Annotated in this window: 15 protein-coding genes and 1 pseudogene; 9 read left to right on the top strand and 7 right to left on the bottom strand. The window is 64.7% G+C overall.

All coding sequences use genetic code 11. The features are described 5' to 3' along the window. Positions 1–10 precede the first annotated feature (10 nt). The gene (locus OKW38_RS14790; protein WP_018419790.1) at positions 11–262 is read right to left on the bottom strand and encodes a hypothetical protein; all 252 of its coding nucleotides are present in this window, start codon (positions 260–262) and stop codon (positions 11–13) included. 58 nt (positions 263–320) lie between these two features. Further along, positions 321–638 carry a DUF883 family protein gene (locus tag OKW38_RS14795; RefSeq protein ID WP_429362073.1) on the bottom strand — a complete coding sequence of 106 codons (318 nt, stop codon included), beginning with the start codon at positions 636–638 and terminating at the stop codon, positions 321–323. Positions 639–1,033: 395 nt separating this feature from the next. Here OKW38_RS14795 and OKW38_RS14800 point away from each other — a divergent pair. From OKW38_RS14800 to OKW38_RS14810, 3 genes and pseudogenes are all read left to right on the top strand, one after another. After that, positions 1,034–2,093 (top strand): annotated as a pseudogene (locus OKW38_RS14800) (sigma-54 interaction domain-containing protein). A 339-nt stretch (positions 2,094–2,432) separates the two neighbouring features. Then, entirely contained in the window at positions 2,433–3,011 is a 579-nt protein-coding gene (locus tag OKW38_RS14805; RefSeq protein WP_429362075.1) for a hypothetical protein, read from the top strand. Further along, the gene (locus tag OKW38_RS14810; protein WP_090803568.1) at positions 3,008–3,544 is read left to right on the top strand and encodes a hypothetical protein; all 537 of its coding nucleotides are present in this window, start codon (positions 3,008–3,010) and stop codon (positions 3,542–3,544) included. Before OKW38_RS14805 ends, OKW38_RS14810 begins: the two co-directional genes overlap by 4 nt. Positions 3,545–3,611: 67 nt before the next feature. Here the strand turns inward: OKW38_RS14810 and OKW38_RS14815 are convergent, their stop codons facing one another. Both OKW38_RS14815 and OKW38_RS14820 read right to left on the bottom strand, forming a co-directional pair. Next, positions 3,612–4,958 carry an AAA-associated domain-containing protein gene (locus OKW38_RS14815; RefSeq protein ID WP_026225663.1) on the bottom strand — a complete coding sequence of 449 codons (1,347 nt, stop codon included), beginning with the start codon at positions 4,956–4,958 and terminating at the stop codon, positions 3,612–3,614. 19 nt (positions 4,959–4,977) lie between these two features. Continuing rightward, positions 4,978–6,729 (bottom strand): ABC transporter permease, encoded by a 1,752-nt coding sequence (locus OKW38_RS14820; protein WP_090803567.1) that lies wholly within the window; start codon positions 6,727–6,729, stop codon positions 4,978–4,980. Positions 6,730–7,510: 781 nt separating this feature from the next. Between OKW38_RS14820 and OKW38_RS14825 the strand changes: the two genes are divergently transcribed. Then, positions 7,511–9,202, top strand: coding sequence for a sensor domain-containing diguanylate cyclase (locus OKW38_RS14825; protein WP_429362077.1), 1,692 nt, complete (start codon positions 7,511–7,513; stop codon positions 9,200–9,202). Between the two features lie 172 nt (positions 9,203–9,374). Continuing rightward, on the top strand, positions 9,375–9,641 hold the full coding sequence (locus OKW38_RS14830; protein ID WP_090803564.1) for a hypothetical protein: 267 nt from the start codon (positions 9,375–9,377) through the stop codon (positions 9,639–9,641). Positions 9,642–9,702: 61 nt separating this feature from the next. Here OKW38_RS14830 and OKW38_RS14835 read toward each other — a convergent pair whose 3' ends face one another. Together OKW38_RS14835 and OKW38_RS14840 are read right to left on the bottom strand one after the other, a co-directional pair. Further along, entirely contained in the window at positions 9,703–11,019 is a 1,317-nt protein-coding gene (locus tag OKW38_RS14835) for an ATP-binding protein (RefSeq protein ID WP_429362079.1), read from the bottom strand. Beyond that, on the bottom strand, positions 11,003–11,728 hold the full coding sequence (locus OKW38_RS14840; protein ID WP_090803560.1) for a response regulator: 726 nt from the start codon (positions 11,726–11,728) through the stop codon (positions 11,003–11,005). The genes OKW38_RS14835 and OKW38_RS14840 overlap by 17 nt, the downstream gene beginning before the upstream one ends. 218 nt (positions 11,729–11,946) lie before the next feature. Between OKW38_RS14840 and OKW38_RS14845 the strand changes: the two genes are divergently transcribed. After that, positions 11,947–12,480 (top strand): periplasmic heavy metal sensor, encoded by a 534-nt coding sequence (locus tag OKW38_RS14845; protein WP_090803559.1) that lies wholly within the window; start codon positions 11,947–11,949, stop codon positions 12,478–12,480. A gap of 134 nt (positions 12,481–12,614) precedes the next feature. On the opposite strand, the gene OKW38_RS14850 is transcribed toward OKW38_RS14845, so the two are convergent. Continuing rightward, a complete protein-coding gene (locus OKW38_RS14850) occupies positions 12,615–13,325 on the bottom strand; it encodes a pirin family protein (RefSeq protein WP_018419778.1) in 711 nt (236 codons plus the stop codon). 586 nt (positions 13,326–13,911) lie between these two features. Between OKW38_RS14850 and OKW38_RS14855 the strand changes: the two genes are divergently transcribed. The 3 genes from OKW38_RS14855 (at position 13,912) to OKW38_RS14865 (ending at position 16,359) form a co-directional block, all read left to right on the top strand. Continuing rightward, positions 13,912–14,688, top strand: coding sequence for an ABC transporter substrate-binding protein (locus OKW38_RS14855; protein WP_429362081.1), 777 nt, complete (start codon positions 13,912–13,914; stop codon positions 14,686–14,688). Between the two features lie 271 nt (positions 14,689–14,959). Further along, complete coding sequence (locus OKW38_RS14860; protein ID WP_090803552.1) at positions 14,960–15,649, top strand: ABC transporter permease; 690 nt, start codon at positions 14,960–14,962, stop codon at positions 15,647–15,649. Beyond that, a complete protein-coding gene (locus tag OKW38_RS14865; protein ID WP_018419774.1) occupies positions 15,646–16,359 on the top strand; it encodes an ABC transporter permease in 714 nt (237 codons plus the stop codon). The genes OKW38_RS14860 and OKW38_RS14865 overlap by 4 nt, the downstream gene beginning before the upstream one ends. Positions 16,360–16,396: the final 37 nt, after the last annotated feature.

Raw genomic sequence — 16,396 nt, forward strand, 5'->3', positions numbered from 1 at the left:
GCCAACCGCGTCAGCCGCGCGGAAACGGCCATGCGCGGGGTTCGCCGTTGACCTGCCCCGAGCCGTTGGCGCTGTGCGAGGCAGGCGCCAGCTCGGTCGACAAAGTCGCCGGCGCCGCCACCGCGCCGCCCTCGTTTTCCCAGCGGCTCAGCTCGCGCGCCGGTGAGACCTGGCCCGTGCGCTTGTGTTGCACGTAGCGAACCGCCAGGAAGCCGCCGATTGCCATCAATGCGCCAAAAAAACCAATTGTGGGTCGTGTCATCATGAACTCCTTGGATCGTGATGCGGATGGATGCAGCCGTGCCAAGCGTGCGCCGCGCCTAACGCGCGACCAGCACGCCGAGCAGAAACCCGCTGCCCGCCGCGAGCGCGAGCGAGCGCCACGGGTTATGGCGCACATAGTGCTCGGCGCTGACCGCCGCCCCGCGATATCGGCGATGCACGTTGCGTTGCGCATCGCCGAGCGTCGATTGCAGCGTTTCCACGTGCGTGCCGAGTCGGTCGCGCAAGGCGTCGACGCCTTCGCCCGGCACGTTGGCGGCGAGCCGCAGCATTTCCTCCGAGTCCCTCAGCAGCACCCGAAGATCCTCGACGATCTTCTGTCCGCCGAGTGCAAGTTGTTGTGTGGTGTCAGTCATCGTTCACTCCTCGTCTGATTCGGCGTTCGTGCGTTGCCGCGGAATCGGTGCGTCGACGGTGCAACAGTTCGGGCTTCGGGCGCACGATGCGGGTTGCCGGTTTGCGCTGGCCGGCGGCGCTGCGACGTAGCCGTCAAACCTCGCACGACTCGATCAAACGGTCAATGATGCAATGCATGTGCCCGGTATATTTACCGCTCCTGCGCGCTGATAAAGCCAATTTCGCGCATTTTCGACCGATTGCGCGCACGGCTATTTCAGCGGCTGCCAGTTCGATTGCCGGAATCAGTGTCGAAGTGGTTAAATCGTCTTTTATGAGATAGTGGCTGTACGGTCTATCGCATTCAAGGCCTGCGCGCCGCAACGAACTCCATTTGCACAGGACTTCCCTTTTTATGGCGTCAATCGATCTGGACTCGCCCACCGTGTCCGCCGGTGGCAATGCTTCGCCACAAGCGAAGCAGCGCGTCGCGGACGCCGTCGCGGGACTGAAATCGTACGGGCTGCTGTACGGCTCGTCGCCGGTAATGCTCGATCTGTACGAACAGATCGAACGCGTCGCCGATACCGACGCGACCGCGCTGATCATCGGCGAATCGGGCACCGGCAAGGAGCTGATCGCCCGCACCATTCACGAGCGCAGCGGCCGCAAGGACGGCGCGTTCGTCGCCGTGAACTGCGGCGCGATTCCCGATGAGCTGATCGAAGCCGAACTGTTCGGCCACGAAAAAGGCAGCTTCACCGGCGCGGTCCAGGGCCGCGTCGGCTACTTCGAACATGCGAACGGCGGCACGCTGTTTCTGGACGAAATCACCGAAATGGCGCCGGTGCGCCAGGTCAAGCTGCTGCGCGCGCTCGAAACCGGCACGTTCTATCGCGTCGGCGGCAACGAGTTGATCAGCGGCAACGTGCGCGTGATCGCCGCGACCAATCGCGACCCCGCCGTAGCCGTCAAGGAAAACGGCTTGCGCGAGGATCTGATGTACCGGCTCGCGGTGTTTCCGCTGCGCGCGCCGCCGCTGCGCGAGCGCGAAAACGATCGCGAACTGCTCGCGCAACACTTCCTCGCGCAATTGAATCAGCAGGAAGGCACCAACAAGAGCTTCAGCAAACGCTCGATCGAAACGCTGCGTTCGTGGTCGTGGCCGGGCAATGTGCGCGAGTTGAAGAACGCCGTCTATCGCGCGTTCATTCTCGCGGAAAAGACGGTTGAATTGCCGCATCCGCATCTTGCGTCGCGAGTCAAGAAAGCGGTCACGCAAGCGCGACGCGATGAGCGTGTGGATCGGCACGCCGCTCGCCGACGCGCAGAAGCAGATCATTCTCGGCACCCTCAAGTACTGCGGCGGCGACAAGCGACGCGCTGCCAAAGCGCTCGGCGTGAGCCTCAAAACACTGTACAACCGGCTGAGCGCATACGGCGACGAAAGCGGGGAAGACGAAGCCGACTCATAGGCACGGTGCAACGCGAGCCGTGCGCCGATGGCGGCGGCCAGCTGTTGCGCTGTTCGTCATGATCCTTTCGCCGCGGGTTTCGCGGCACCGAATTCACCTGCTCAACGTCTCACGCCGACGGCAAATTTACCTGATGTCCCCAATACCTGGCAGAGCCAGGTAAGCCCGCCCATGCGACAGAAAACATCACAGCGCACGATGTTTTGCAATTTCTTGCACTTTTTCGCTGCCAATTACAAAACGCATCCTGCACAATGCGGCTGCATAATGAACGACGTGTCCTTCGTTTACACGCGCGAAGCGTGAACGCAGGCACCTGTACGGGCAGGGACGGGAGAAATGCAAAAGAACATGGTGTGGGCTGTCAACGCGAAGTCCGATGTCGCTGGCAAACGCCCCCACGTAGCAGCGCTGATCGCGCTGGCGCTGGCGGTTTCGTCGGCATTGAGCGGCTGTAGTTCGTTGTACTCGGAAGGCGCGGTCGCGGGCGCCGGTGTCGCGGGCGCCGCGGTCGCCAGCAAGGTCACCAGCAATGCGGCGGTCGCGACCGGTATCGGTCTTGGCGCGGTCGCCGCCGCGCGCGCCGGTGTGCAGTACTCGGAGCGCGTAGTTCACACGAATACGCAGAACAGCATCGCGCAGGCGGCCGGTCCGCTCGAGGTCGGCGCGGTCGCCCCGTGGAGCATCACCCACTCTTTCCCAATCGAAGACGACGAACACGGCCGCGTGACCGTCAGCCGTCTGATCAGCACCGGCCAGCTCGACTGCAAGGAAATCGTCTTTTCCGTCGATCAAAACGAAACCCGCGACAAGCCCGCGAGCAGCGCGTTCTACATCGCATCGGTTTGCCGTGATGGTAAGGACTGGCGTTGGGCATCGGCCGAACCCGCCACCGAGCGCTGGGGTGCGCTGCAATGAAATTGCGTTCGCTTGGCGTTCCGATGGGTGATCGGATGCGGCTCATCGCGGCCGGCGCGCTATGCGTCGGCGCGAGCCTGCTGGCGAGCGGCTGCGCGTCGATCGGCGCGGCGAGCGGCGCGGCGGCGGGTATCGCGTCAGGCCTCGTGACCAGCAATCCGGCCGTCGCGCTCGGCGTCGGCGTGGCCGTGCAGGCCGCGACCGACGAAGCGGTCGCGCGCTACATGCGCAGCATGCACAAGGATCAGCAGGATCTGATGGCGGCGCTGGTCGGCACGATGCCGGTCGGCGAAACGAAACCGTGGTCGGTCAAGCACACCTTGCCGATCGAAAACGGCCATGGCGAGGTGCGCGTAACCCGCGCGTTCAGCTCGGCGCTCGCGCTGTGCAAGGATTTCGTGTTCTCGGTGCAGGACGGCGACGGCCCGAACGCGCCCGAGAGGTGGTTCACGGCGAGCGCGTGCCAGCAGGACAAGGGTTGGAAGTGGGCGACGGCCGAGCCGGCAGTTGCACGCTGGGGCAATCTGCAATAAAAAAGCGGCGAGGTTTTCCTCGCCGCTTTTTTGTCTGAACCGCAGTCGTTTCCGCGGCAACCCAGGCTTAAGACTCCACGTCTTCCAGACTGAAGATTTCGGTCTGGTCGTTATACGAAAAGATCTCGCCGTAACGGCCCCAGTTGATGACCGCGTCGAGCGTCTCTTCCGCCGCGCTGTCCGACAGGAAGTCCTCGAGCTCCTGCTCGAAACGCACGCGCGGCGCGCGATGTCCGGGCCGCTCGTTCAACACCTTCTTGATCCGCGCCGCGAGCGGCACGTGCCGCAGCAGATGCTCGGCGAACATCATCTTCCGTTCCTGCGTGCCGAACTCGGAGAACACGCGCGCCGGCGGCGTCAGGAAAATGTCGCCCTCGCGCACGTCGGCGAAACCGAGGTGCTGCAGCACTTCGGCGATCGGGAACAGATCGTCGACCTCCAGATGCAGCGAGCGCGCGATTTCCGGCATGTCCGCGCGGCCGTGATACGGCGCGGCGGCGAGCGTTTCGATCAGACCGGCCATCAGGTTGGTCGACACGTGCGGCAGCCAGCTACCGAGCTCCAGCCCCTTCTTGGTCTTTTCGTCGGTCTGACGCGCGGTCATCTTCGCGTAGATCTCGTCGACGAGGCGGCGGAATGCCGGGTCCAGACGGTTGCGCGGATGCTTGAACGGCACCTTGATCTCGGCGATCACGCGGCCCGGGTTCGACGACAGCACCAGAATGCGGTCGCACATGAACACCGCTTCCTCGATGTTGTGCGTCACGATCAGCACCGCCTTGATCGGCATGCGCCCCTGCGTCCAGAGATCGAGCAGGTCGGTACGCAGCGTTTCGGCGGTCAGCACGTCGAGCGCGGAGAACGGCTCGTCCATCAGCAGCAGCGTCGGATCGACGACGAGCGCGCGCGCAAAGCCGACGCGCTGGCGCATGCCGCCCGACAACTCGCGCGGATACGCGTTTTCGAAGCCGTCGAGGCCGATCAGGTCGATCGCGGCGAGCGCGCGCGTGCGCCGCTCCGACGCACCGACGCCTTGCGCCTCGAGACCCGCTTCCACGTTCTGCAGCACGGTCAGCCACGGAAACAGCGCGAAGGTCTGGAACACCATCGCGACACCCTTGGCCGGGCCTGCGAGCGGCTTGCCCATGTACGTGACTTCGCCGTCGGTCGGCTCGATCAGACCGGCGATGATGCGCAACAGCGTCGACTTGCCCGAGCCCGAACGGCCAAGCAGGCCGACGATCTCGCCCTCGCGCAGCGACAGATTCGCGTCGTCGAGGACGAGCAGTTCGCCCTGCGTCTTGTTGAAGCCGCGGCACACGTCCTTCACGCGCAGGATTTCCTCGCCGAGGCGCGGGGGCTTCGGCGGCGTCTGGATCGGCGCGGCGGTCATAGCAGCTTTAGGATTTTGCATCGCGTTAAGCCTTCATTTCTCAATCTAGACGGAGCTTGCCTTCGGCGTAGGCGTACATCGGACGCCACAGCAGACGGTTGAACAGGGTCACGAATAGGGACATCACGGCGATGCCCACGATGATCTTCGGATAGTCGCCCGCCGCGGTAGTCTGCGCGATATAGGCGCCGAGGCCATGCGCGGCGACCTTGGTATCGCCCCACTGCACGAACTCGGCAACGATGCTCGCGTTCCACGCGCCGCCCGACGCGGTGATCGCACCGGTCACGTAGTACGGAAAAATGCCCGGCAGCATCGCCTGACGCCACCACTGCCAGCCGCGAATGTGGAAATTCTTGGCCGCCTCGCGGTAGTCGTTCGGATACGAGCTTGCACCTGCAATCACGTTGAACAGGATATACCACTGCGTGCCGAGCACGATCAGCGGCGACAGCCAGATGTCCGGATTCAGGTGAAAGCGCACGATCGCGATCACGAACACCGGGAACAGCAAATTCGCCGGGAACGCCGCGAGGAACTGCGCGAGTGGCTGCATCTTTTCCGCGAGCGCGGGGCGCAGGCCAATCAGCACGCCGACGGGCACCCAGATCACGGAAGCGATCGCGATCAGCACGACCACGCGCAGGAGCGTGATCAGGCCCAGCACGAACACGTGGCCAATCTCGTCGAGCGTCACGCCGGTACGCACATACAGGAACACGCGGTACACCACATACACCGTGGCGAGCAGCACGATCGCCGCCCAGATGAAGTCGCCGAGCTTCGAGTTCTTCTCGCGCTGCGGGATGTGAAAGCGCGGCGCGCTGAACGCCGGCAGTTGGAAGCGCACCCGAGCCGCGCGCGCGAACATCCAGCCGAGCGGCACGAGCAACCGGTGAATCAGCCGCGTGCGGCGGATCAGGTCGAGCAGCCACGATTCCGGCGCATCGCCCGAACTCGTGAACTCCATGCGGAACTTGTCGGCCCACGCGACGAGCGGACGGAACAGCAACTGGTCGTAGGCGAGAATCACGACCGTCATCGCGAGGATGACCCAGCCGATCGCGTGCAGGTTCTTGTCGCTGATCGCCTGCGCCAGGTAGGCGCCGATGCCCGGCAGCGTAACCGTATGATTGCCGACCGTGATCGCTTCGGAAGCCACGACGAAGAACCAGCCGCCCGACATCGACATCATCATGTTCCAGATCAGGCCGGGCATCGAGAACGGCACTTCGAGTTTCCAGAAGCGCTGCCATGAAGTCAGATGAAAGCCGCGCGAGACTTCGTCGAGATCGCGCGGCACCGTGCGCAGCGACTGATAGAAGCTGAACGTCATGTTCCACGCCTGGCTCGTGAAGATCGCGAAGATCGCGGCGAGTTCGGCGCCGAGCACGCGGCCCGGGAACATCGCGAGGAAGAACGTGACCGTGAACGAGATGTAGCCGAGCACCGGCACCGACTGCAGGATGTCGAGAATCGGCACCAGCACGAGACCGGCGCGGCGGCTCTTGGCGGCCAGCGTCCCGTAGACCAGCGTGAAGATCAGCGACGCGACCATCGCCGCGAGCATGCGCAGCGTGGTGCGCATCGCGTACTCGGGCAGGTTGGCCGGATCGAGCGAGATCGCCTGCGTCTTTAGCGTCGACATCGGCGCGAGCGTCTCGTGAAAGCCGATCGACGCCATCGCGATCAGGCAGATGATCAGCGGGAACGCGACGAAGTCCCAGCGGTTGGGCAACACGCGCCATGCCGACGCATTGGCGGTGCGGTTCAGGTTGAAGCTGAAATCCATCAGATGCCCTCCCTCTTCAAACAGGCATTCGAACGCTCGAAGGAGGCCGCGGCTGCTCCGCGGCGGTCTATGGGTCGGTCCGGAAAGCGGAAATCAGGCATGGCAAAACGCGCGTGCGTGGTAAATCGTTAGCGTTGGAGACACATGGGCCGGCAATGGACAGATTCGTGAACGCGTCGCCCACGACCACAACCATCACGCCGAACTCCTGTCGCCGCGGGCGCCGCCCGAGGGCTGGCGGGCTTTCCTCGTTTTGGACGGCACGACACTACACCATCCTATGTTTCAGGCACAACCTTTCGCCGCAAATTGCGATACGGCCTTGCGAGGCCGGGGCGTAAGGCTTCAGCAAGCCCCGGCACGCGTCGCCGCGCCGCACTGTACTCTGCTGCCGCGTGCTTCAGCGTGACACGTCGCGAGGCCGTCTCGCGGCGTGGCGCGCAAGCCACATCGGCGCGTCGCCCCGGCCGTCGTCGCTCGATCGCTTCATTGGCCCGCACAGCTATCAAGAAAGCGGCGCGGCTGCCGTTAAGAATCTGATCAGTGCGGCATATGCAGGCGGCATCCCAGCAATAACGGTGGCATCGTGCCCCGCGACGGTTAAAATCGGGAAACGACGTACCTGTTTATCAGCGGATCATCCCGGGCATGGCGACGGCGCAGCGCACCTCGCTCGCGACGGGACGAAACCGCAGCTGATGCAGATAACGACACAGCGTTGAGAGCGCGCTGCCCACGAACGAGCAAGTTGCATGTCACAGCCAGACGGATCAGAGGGTCGATGAACAGGACAACCTTGCGCCAGGTAGCCGGGCCGGTCAGCTTCGTGCTGATCGTACTCGTCTGCTGGTTCGTGGCTGGCATGGTCGCGGACCGGATGGTACAGCAAGAGCTGGACGCGGCGTTGCGCACGCAGCGGCAAATGTCCACGTCGATCGTCGACAACATGGCCGAAGTGATTGCCAGCGACCTCGCGATGTCCCGCGCCATCCCCGCAACGATGGCCGAAATGGACGTGGTCCAGCGTGCCCTCGTGCAATCGCAGAATTATGCCGTGAACAGCGAGGCGGCGGAACCCGCCTTGCGAGCCGCCTTGCTCAAGGATCCGAAGATGGCCGGGGTCAGCAGGTTCCTGCACGAAGCGCAGGGCTTCTCCGGGCTCGATCAGGTCTGGATCGTCAACGCGAACGGCATCTGTGTTGCGTCGAGCGGCACGATGTCGAACCCCGAGGGTGCGCAGCAATCGTTCGTCGGCGTGGACATGCGCGCGCGCGGCTATCTGACCAACGCGCTGCTCGGCGCATTCTCCGAAGCCTACGGCGTGGGTCGCGCGAGCGGCGAGCCGGGCATCTTCATCGCCGCGCCGGTGTACGCGGACGGGCTGCTGGTCGGCGCGGTGGTCGCGAAGGTCGGCATCGCGCGGTTGCGCCACTGGGTCGCGCACGCGGGCACCTTCGTGTCCGACGACAACGGCGTCATCATCATGGCGCACAACAGCGCGCTCGAAGGCCACGCGTTGCCGAACTCGCGCGTCACGCTGATGAGCCCCGCCGAACGGCGCATCATCTACCGCCGGGAGACGTTCCCCGACATGCTGATCCGCAAAGACACGCAAGTGCGTGAGCAGGCGCCGTGGGTGCCGGCGTCGGTCGCCGCGCAGCTGTTCGGCATGATCGAACGGCCGGCCCCGGCGCTCTATCAGAACCGCGGCGGCCTGAACTCGGGGCTCTCCGCGCACCTGGTCGATCCGCTCGCCGCGTGGCCGGAGCTGCTGCGCAACCACAAGCGCGACCACCTGCTGGTGTTCCTGACGCTGGCCGGCACCGTCGCGCTCGCGTGGGTGATCACCGTGTCCTACGTGCGCGAGCGGCGCCACCATCGCGCGACACGCGATCTCGCCGAGCAGTTACAGTCGGCCAATACGCTGCTGTCGGCGGAGGCGCGGCACGATGCGTTGACCGGCGCGCTGTCGCGGCGCTATTTCCTCGACCTGCTACGCCACGAGATCGATCGCGCGCACGCGGCGCGCGAACCGCTGTGCATGGCGATCGCCGATCTCGACCACTTCAAGCAGATCAACGACCGCTTCGGCCACGCCGCCGGCGACCGCGCGCTCGAACATTTCGTCGATACGTGTCGCGCCGAGTTGCGTGGCTCCGACGCGGTCGGCCGGCTCGGCGGCGAAGAGTTCGGCCTGCTGCTGCCGGCCACCGATCTGACGGGCGGGCGCGAAGTCGTCGAGCGTCTGCGGCTGCGGTTGAAAGCGGTGCCCTCGCCGAAGCTGCCGGCCTCGGCGGGGCTGAGCGTGAGCATCGGCATCACCGAACTGTCGCCCGACGATCTGCCCGAGCGTCTCATGAGCCGCGCCGATACCGCGCTGTATGCGGCGAAGACCGGCGGGCGCGACCGCACCGAAGCACTGCCGCCCGACGATACGGCGCCGCCTACGCGCACCGCGGTGAATGCCTGGTGAATGCCTGACGCTCGCCGAAATATTCAGCGCGCGACGGTATCGCCCTCTCCGCTCAGCCAACCCACGCCGACACCCTGCCCCGCGCTGAAAACGACGCCGAGCCTCCCACAACGAAGCAGGTATCATCAATCCTGATATCGGATTGTCACTACCGCACTAACGGGAGATTCGCATGAAGGGAAATCTGGTGATCGTCTGTCGCGATCACGACGCTGATGCTTTCGACCAGCTGCTCGCCGAATACGGCGCGTTCCAGACGCGTCTGTCGTCGACCGCGTGGTATCTGAAACTGGAGGTCGCGCCGGAACTGATTCAGGAGGAAATACTCGCGCGCCTCGGCAAATATACGACGCACTATATTTTCGAGGCGGAATCGGTGACGTGGAATACCGTCGATAGCGAAACGGCGAACGCGTTGAATACGCTGTTTTCGGACTGAGCTCTCGCCGCTCGCGATACCGACGCCTCGCGCGCGCATCGCGACTCCAACACCCCTGCTTCTACCAGGCGTTTTCCGAGGCGGTCACGACCCGCGGCAGCACGTCGAACGGAAAACTCATCAACACCCGCAAACCGCGGCCGCCATGATTGCCGATTTCCCATTCACCGCCCGCACGCCGCACGAGCCGCTCGACAATCGCAAGGCCCAGCCCGCTATGGCCGTTGCCGCCTCGCGCCGGATCGAGCCGCACGAACGGCCGGCTCGCGTTGATCAGGTCCTGGGCGGCGATGCCCGTGCCGCTGTCGCTAATTGATAGCGTAAAGCTCTGCGGTGTGCGCGCGGTCGCGACGACCACCGGCGGCGCGCCATACGCATGCGCGTTGTCGATCAGATTGGACAGAATCCGGTCGAGCGTGGCCGCCGGCAGCAGAAATGACGGCCCGGCGTTCAGTTCCGTGTGCACGGTCGGCGCACTGGTGGCCACCGCCCGATAGCTGCGCACGACACGCTCGCACTGCGCATCCACTTCCACGGGTTCGCTGCGGTCCGCGCCGTCGTGCGCGAACAGCAGGAACTGCTCGACGATATGCGTCATCGAATCGACGTCGCGCACGACGCCGTCGCGCGTCTTCGCGTCGTCCATCATTTCGGCGCGCAGCCGCAGACGCGCGAGCGGCGTCTTCAGGTCATGCGCGACACCGGCAAGCATCACCGCGCGATCATTCTCGGTGCGCGCGACTTCCTGCACCATCTGATTGAAGCCATGGGTGAGTTGCCGCAACTCGCGCGGCCCGCGCTCGGGCACCGGCGGCACCGGCAGCCCGCGACCGAAGCGCGCCACCGCCTGCGCGAGCAAGCGCAGCGGCCGCTGCAGCGCCCAAGCAGCGAACAGCGCCGCCATCACCGCAAACGAGAAAATGATGACGAGCCACAAGACCGTGCGGTCGAGCGAGCGCGGCATGCGCAGCGGCTGCACCGGCACGACGATCCAGTTCTGATCGGTCACGGCGCGCACCCATAGCATGGGCGGGGCGCCGGGCGGACCGACGCGCACCTGGGTGTCGGCCGGCATGCGGTCGCGCACGTCCTCGACGAAACGCGCGAGCGGCGGCGGCATGTTCGCGCTGGCCGCCGGCACGTCCGGACTCGCCGGGTCGACCAGCTTCACACGCGACGGCAGCGGTTGATCCGGTGTGCGGGCGACGTGCTGACGCACCGCGTCGACGAGGAAGGTCGCTTCCTCGACCGCGTAGCGCGTTTGCAGTTGCGAACGTTCGAGTCGCATCAGCGCATACCACGCGAAATGCGACAGCAACAGCACCGCGACGACGAGCAGCGCGAGCCGCCCGAACAGCGAATCAATGGGCCGACGCATGCTGCTCGCCGTCCGGCACGAACACGTAACCGCGGCCGCGCACGGTCTGGATGAAGCGCGGCGTGGATGGATCGGTTTCGAGAATGCGACGCAGGCGCCACACCTGCACGTCGATGCCGCGGTCGGTGCCGTCGTACTCGGGACCGTGCAGCAGTTCCAGCAGGCGCTCGCGCGTGAGCGTGCGCATGGGGTGATTGACGAAAATCTTCAGCAGCGCGAACTCGCTGCCCGACAGCGCGAGCGGCTTGTCTTCGAGATGCAGTGTACGCGACTGGAAATCCAGCGTGAAGCGGCCGAAGCTGAACGGCTCGCGCTGCTCGGGCGCGGCCGCCGACGGCAGCGTGCGGCGCCGCCGCAGCACCGCCTGCACGCGCGCGAGCAGTTCGCGCGGATTGAACGGTTTGCCGAGGTAATCGTCCGCGCCGAGTTCGAGCCCGACGATACGATCGACGTCGTCCGCACGCGCGGTCAGCATGATGACGGGGATATCGTCGCCCGACGCACGCAGCTTGCGCAGCGCGGTGAGGCCGTCCACGCCGGGCATCATCAGGTCCAGCACGATGAGGTCGGGGCGCTCGCGCTCGAGGCGCCGTTCGAGCGAGCCCGCGTCGTGCAGCACCGAAACTTCGATGCCCTGACGGGCGAGATAGTCGCGCAACAGATCGCGCAGTTCGACGTCGTCGTCGACGACCAGGATTTGAGTAGCCATGGAATGAAGTTTAACGCGCAGCCAAAAGGGATTTCGTTTTCCAAACGGTCTGAAGGGTTACCGGGTGTTACGGTGAAAGCCACACGTAATTGCTGGTAATAGCGGCGTCCGGGCGCGTAACACAGCGGCGCACGCGGTTCTCTACGCTGTGCCTTACCGAGTGCAGGCAGTCCAAAGACCGGTTGCTTCGTCGGCTATTCCATTACAAGGAGCCTCATATGTCCACCAAAAAGATGTCGCGCGTTCTCGCCGTTGCTGCCACCGCTCTCGCCATCGGCGCGGGCGCCGCTTACGCCGCCCAACCCGCCGAGCAGGCGCACGGCGGGCCCGGCGGCTGGCATGGCCACTTCATGAAGGAACTGACCCAACTCCACGACCGGCTGAAGCTGAACGCGGATCAGGAAAAGCTGTGGCAAAACGCGCTCGATACGATGAAGCAGAACCGCGAAGCGATGCGCGCCAACCACAAGCAGGTTCAAGACCAGTTCAAGGCCGCACAGCAACAGCCGATCCTGGATCTGAACGCGATGGCCGCGACGCATCAGCAGATCGAGCAGAAGGACGCGCAACTGCGTCAGCAAACCACCGACGCGTGGCTGAAGTTCTATAACGGCCTGAACGACCAGCAGAAGACCACCGTCAGCACGGCGCTGAAGCAGCGCTTCGCGCGGATGGAGCAGCGTCACGAGAAGATGCGCGAGCGCTGGGAGCATCACAAGGGCGCCGCGTCGGCGCCGGCCGCCAATCAATAAGCGGCGCATTCGCGAGGCGGACCAGGGAGGGCGCCTCGCTAATAGAAAAACGCCACGGAAGAGGTTTTCCGTGGCGTTGCTGTTTGGCGCTGCTCGCCGCTCGATCGGCGGCCCGCGCGAATCAACTGCTTGAATCAGCCGTTCAACTGACCCAGATCGAACAGCAGCACTTCCGCGTCGTCGCCCTTTTCCAGCGTCACCGTGTCGACGTCGCTGAGCTTCGCGGCGTCGCCCGCCTCGAGCACCGTGCCGTTCACGCTCAGCGTGCCGCGCGCGACGTGCAAATAGCCGAGGCGCCCCGCCGGCAGCGCGAACGTCGCGTGTTCGGCGCCGTCGAACAGTCCCGCGTAGATCGACGCGTCCGCATGGATCGTCACCGAGCCGTCACGGCCGTCGGGCGACGCGATCACGCGCAGGCGGCCGCGCTTGCTGTCGGCGTCGAAGCGCTTTTCCTCGTAGCCGGGCTGGTCGCCCGCGCGGCGCGGGATGATCCAGATCTGCAGCAAGTGCGCGAGTTCGTCGCGCGACGCGTTGAACTCGCTATGCTGCACGCCGGTGCCCGCGCTCATGCGCTGCACGTCGCCGGGACGGATCGTCGAGCCATTGCCCATGCTGTCGCGATGCGCGAGCGCGCCTTCGAGCACATACGTGACGATCTCCATGTCGCGATGCCCGTGCGCGCCGAAACCCTGACCGCCGGCGATGCGGTCTTCGTTGATCACGCGCAGCGGCCCGAAGTGCACGTGCTCGGGGTCGCGGTAATCGGCAAACGAGAAGCTGTGATACGAGTCGAGCCAGCCGTGGTTGGCGTGACCGCGTTCTGCGGAGCGGCGAATCTCGATCATGGAAAGTCTCCCGGTAAGTAGTCAATCAGAGCGATGCTGGGAATGTAGGGGTTGCGCCGCCCCATAACAATCGTGCGCAACCGCACCGCAGCGTTCCATCGCTGCATGCAATCGCGCGACCGGCGAGCCCATCGCACGGAAAGCCCGGCGCCCGGATGCCCGGCAGCCGGCGCCCGCAAAACCGCGCCGGCGTCGCGCACGCACAACGCGTTGCACGGCGTCTTGCCGCTCGATGCCGCGCTGCGCTGGCAGCTTGCCGCTCTTCGGGTAAAATACCGCGCTTTTCAAGCCGCGTGGACGTCCCGCGGGACGCGCAGGCCGCGCCGGCAAGCCTCGGCGGGCGGGCCGCAACCGGTGCGCGACGGGCTTCGACTCGGCACCAAACCGTGCGAGCCACGCCCGATACGCACCGAACGCGCCGGACCGGCGCGCCACGTCGGACGAACCGCCCGCGCAAGGACGACCAGAGCGCGGCGACGATCCCTGCGGCACGGCAATTTTGACCGCCTAGAATACCGACCGTCGGCCCTCGGCCGGTGCTCGTCGAGTCGTGTCATTACGACGATCAGTTTGATTCAGGAGAAACATGAAGAAGTTCGCACTGTGCGTGGCTCTGGCAGTCATGGCCACCGGCGCGATGGCGAAAGAATGGAAAACGGTGCGCATCGGGGTCGACGCCAGTTATCCGCCATTCGAATCGAAGGCGCCTAATGGCGACATCGTCGGTTTCGATGCCGATCTGACCCGCGCGCTGTGCGCGAAGATGAACGTGAAGTGCGTGTGGGTCGCGCAGGATCTCGATGGCATCATCCCGGCGCTGAAAGCTCGCAAGTTCGACGCGATCATTTCCTCGCTGAGCGTCACCGACAAGCGCCGCGAGCAGATCGACTTCTCCGACAAGATGTTCGACGCGCCCGCCCGCATGATTGCGAAAACCGGTTCGCCGCTTCTGCCCACCCCTGAATCGCTGAAAGGCAAGCACGTCGGCGTCGAGCAGGGTTCGACGCAGGAACAGTACGCGAAGGCCTGGTGGGAGCCGAAGGGCGTGCTCGTCGTGTCGTACCAGAATCAGGACCAGGTGTACGCGGATCTTGCGTCGGGCCGCCTCGACGCCGCGCTGCAGGACGAAGTGCAGGCCGACGCCGGCTTTCTGAAGACGCCGCGCGGCAAAGGGTTCTCCTGGGCCGGTCCGGAAGTGAAGGATCCGCAGACGATCGGCGAAGGCACCGCGATCGGTCTGCGCAAGGGCGATGCCGAGCTGAAGGCGAAGTTCAATCAGGCGCTCGCCGAGGTTCATCAGGACGGCACGTTCAGGAAGCTCGAAAAGCAGTACTTCGATTTCGACATTTATCCTGGCCGTTGAGCGAAACAGGCAGGATACTGCGTGGTAAGCCGGCTCGTGCCGGTGGCAGGAAAGCGGCAACGAAGGTGGCGACACCAGGCAGTAGATTCAAAACAATCCGAGACGAAAGTCCCACAAGCGCGCTGCAGGAGCACGAACGTTTCTGCAGCATGATTTGCACAGCGGCACGCTGTGCGCTGCGGATCACGGCGAGCCAGGCGCTCGTCCCCGACGCGGCGCTACGCGGACCGCGTCTTTCGCGGTGCGCGTAGCGCATCGTCGTGGACTACCTATGTTCCTTCAAGGCTACGGCCCGCTGCTTCTCAGCGGCACCTGGCAAACCGTCAGGCTGGCGGTGTTCTCGCTCGCGCTCGCGTTCGTGCTCGGCCTGCTCGGCGCGGCGGCGAAATTGTCGAAGAACCGTCTGTCGAACGGCATCGGCACGGTGTATACGACGCTCGTGCGCGGCGTGCCCGATCTCGTGCTGATGCTGCTGCTGTTCTATAGCATCCAGATCTGGCTGAACAACCTGACCGACGCGCTCGGCTGGGAGCAGATCGACATCGACCCGTTCGTGGCCGGCGTCGCGGTGCTCGGCTTCATCTACGGCGCGTACTTCACCGAGACGTTTCGCGGCGCGTTTATCGCGGTGCCGCGCGGCCAGCTCGAAGCGGGCGCCGCCTACGGCATGACGAGCTGGCAGGTGTTCTCGCGCGTGATGTTCCCGCAAATGATGCGCTTCGCGCTTCCGGGCATCGGCAATAACTGGCAGGTGATGGTCAAGGCGACCGCGCTCGTGTCGATCATCGGTCTCGCCGACGTCGTCAAGGCCTCGCAGGACGCCGGCAAGGGTACCTTGCGGTTCTTCTTCTTCACCCTGCTCGCGGGGGCGATCTATCTCGTCATCACCACCGTGTCGAACTTCGTGCTGATGTACCTCGAAAAGCGTTACTCGACCGGCGTGCGAAAGGCGGATCTATGATCGAGATCATTCAGCAATACTGGCGCAACTATCTGTTCACCGACGGCTATCGCTTCACCGGGGTCGCGATCACGTTATGGCTGCTGGTCGTGTCGATCGGCCTCGGCTTCTGCCTGTCGGTGCCGCTCGCGGTCGCGCGCGTGTCGAAGAAGAAATGGCTCGCGGGCCTCGTGTGGCTCTATACGTATATCTTCCGCGGCACGCCGCTCTACGTGCAGCTGCTGCTGTGCTATACGGGTCTCTACAGCCTCGAGATCATCCGCAACAACGAGCTGACCAACGCGTTCTTTCGCGACGGCATGCACTGCACGCTGCTCGCGTTCACGCTGAATACCTGCGCGTACACGACCGAAATCTTCGCGGGCGCGATCAAGGCGACGCCCTACGGCGAGATCGAAGCGGCGCGCGCGTACGGCATGTCGTCGTTCACGCTGTACCGGCGCGTGATTCTGCCGTCGGCGCTGCGCCGCGCACTGCCCTACTACAGCAACGAAGTGATCCTGATGCTGCACGCGACCACCGTCGCGTTCACGGCCACGGTGCCGGATATCCTGAAGATCGCGCGCGACGTGAACTCCGCGACGTACCAGTCGTTCAATGCGTTCGGCATCGCCGCGCTGCTGTATCTGTGTATTTCTTTCGCGCTCGTGTGGCTGTTCCGCCGCGCCGAGCGTCGCTGGCTCGCTTACCTGCGGCCGCAAGGCAAGTAACTGCGCGTCCCTGGACAAGCAAGCTCGTTAAGGATCC

This window comes from Paraburkholderia sp. MM5496-R1 (assembly GCF_050436205.1).
Lineage (GTDB): Bacteria > Pseudomonadota > Gammaproteobacteria > Burkholderiales > Burkholderiaceae > Paraburkholderia > Paraburkholderia tuberum.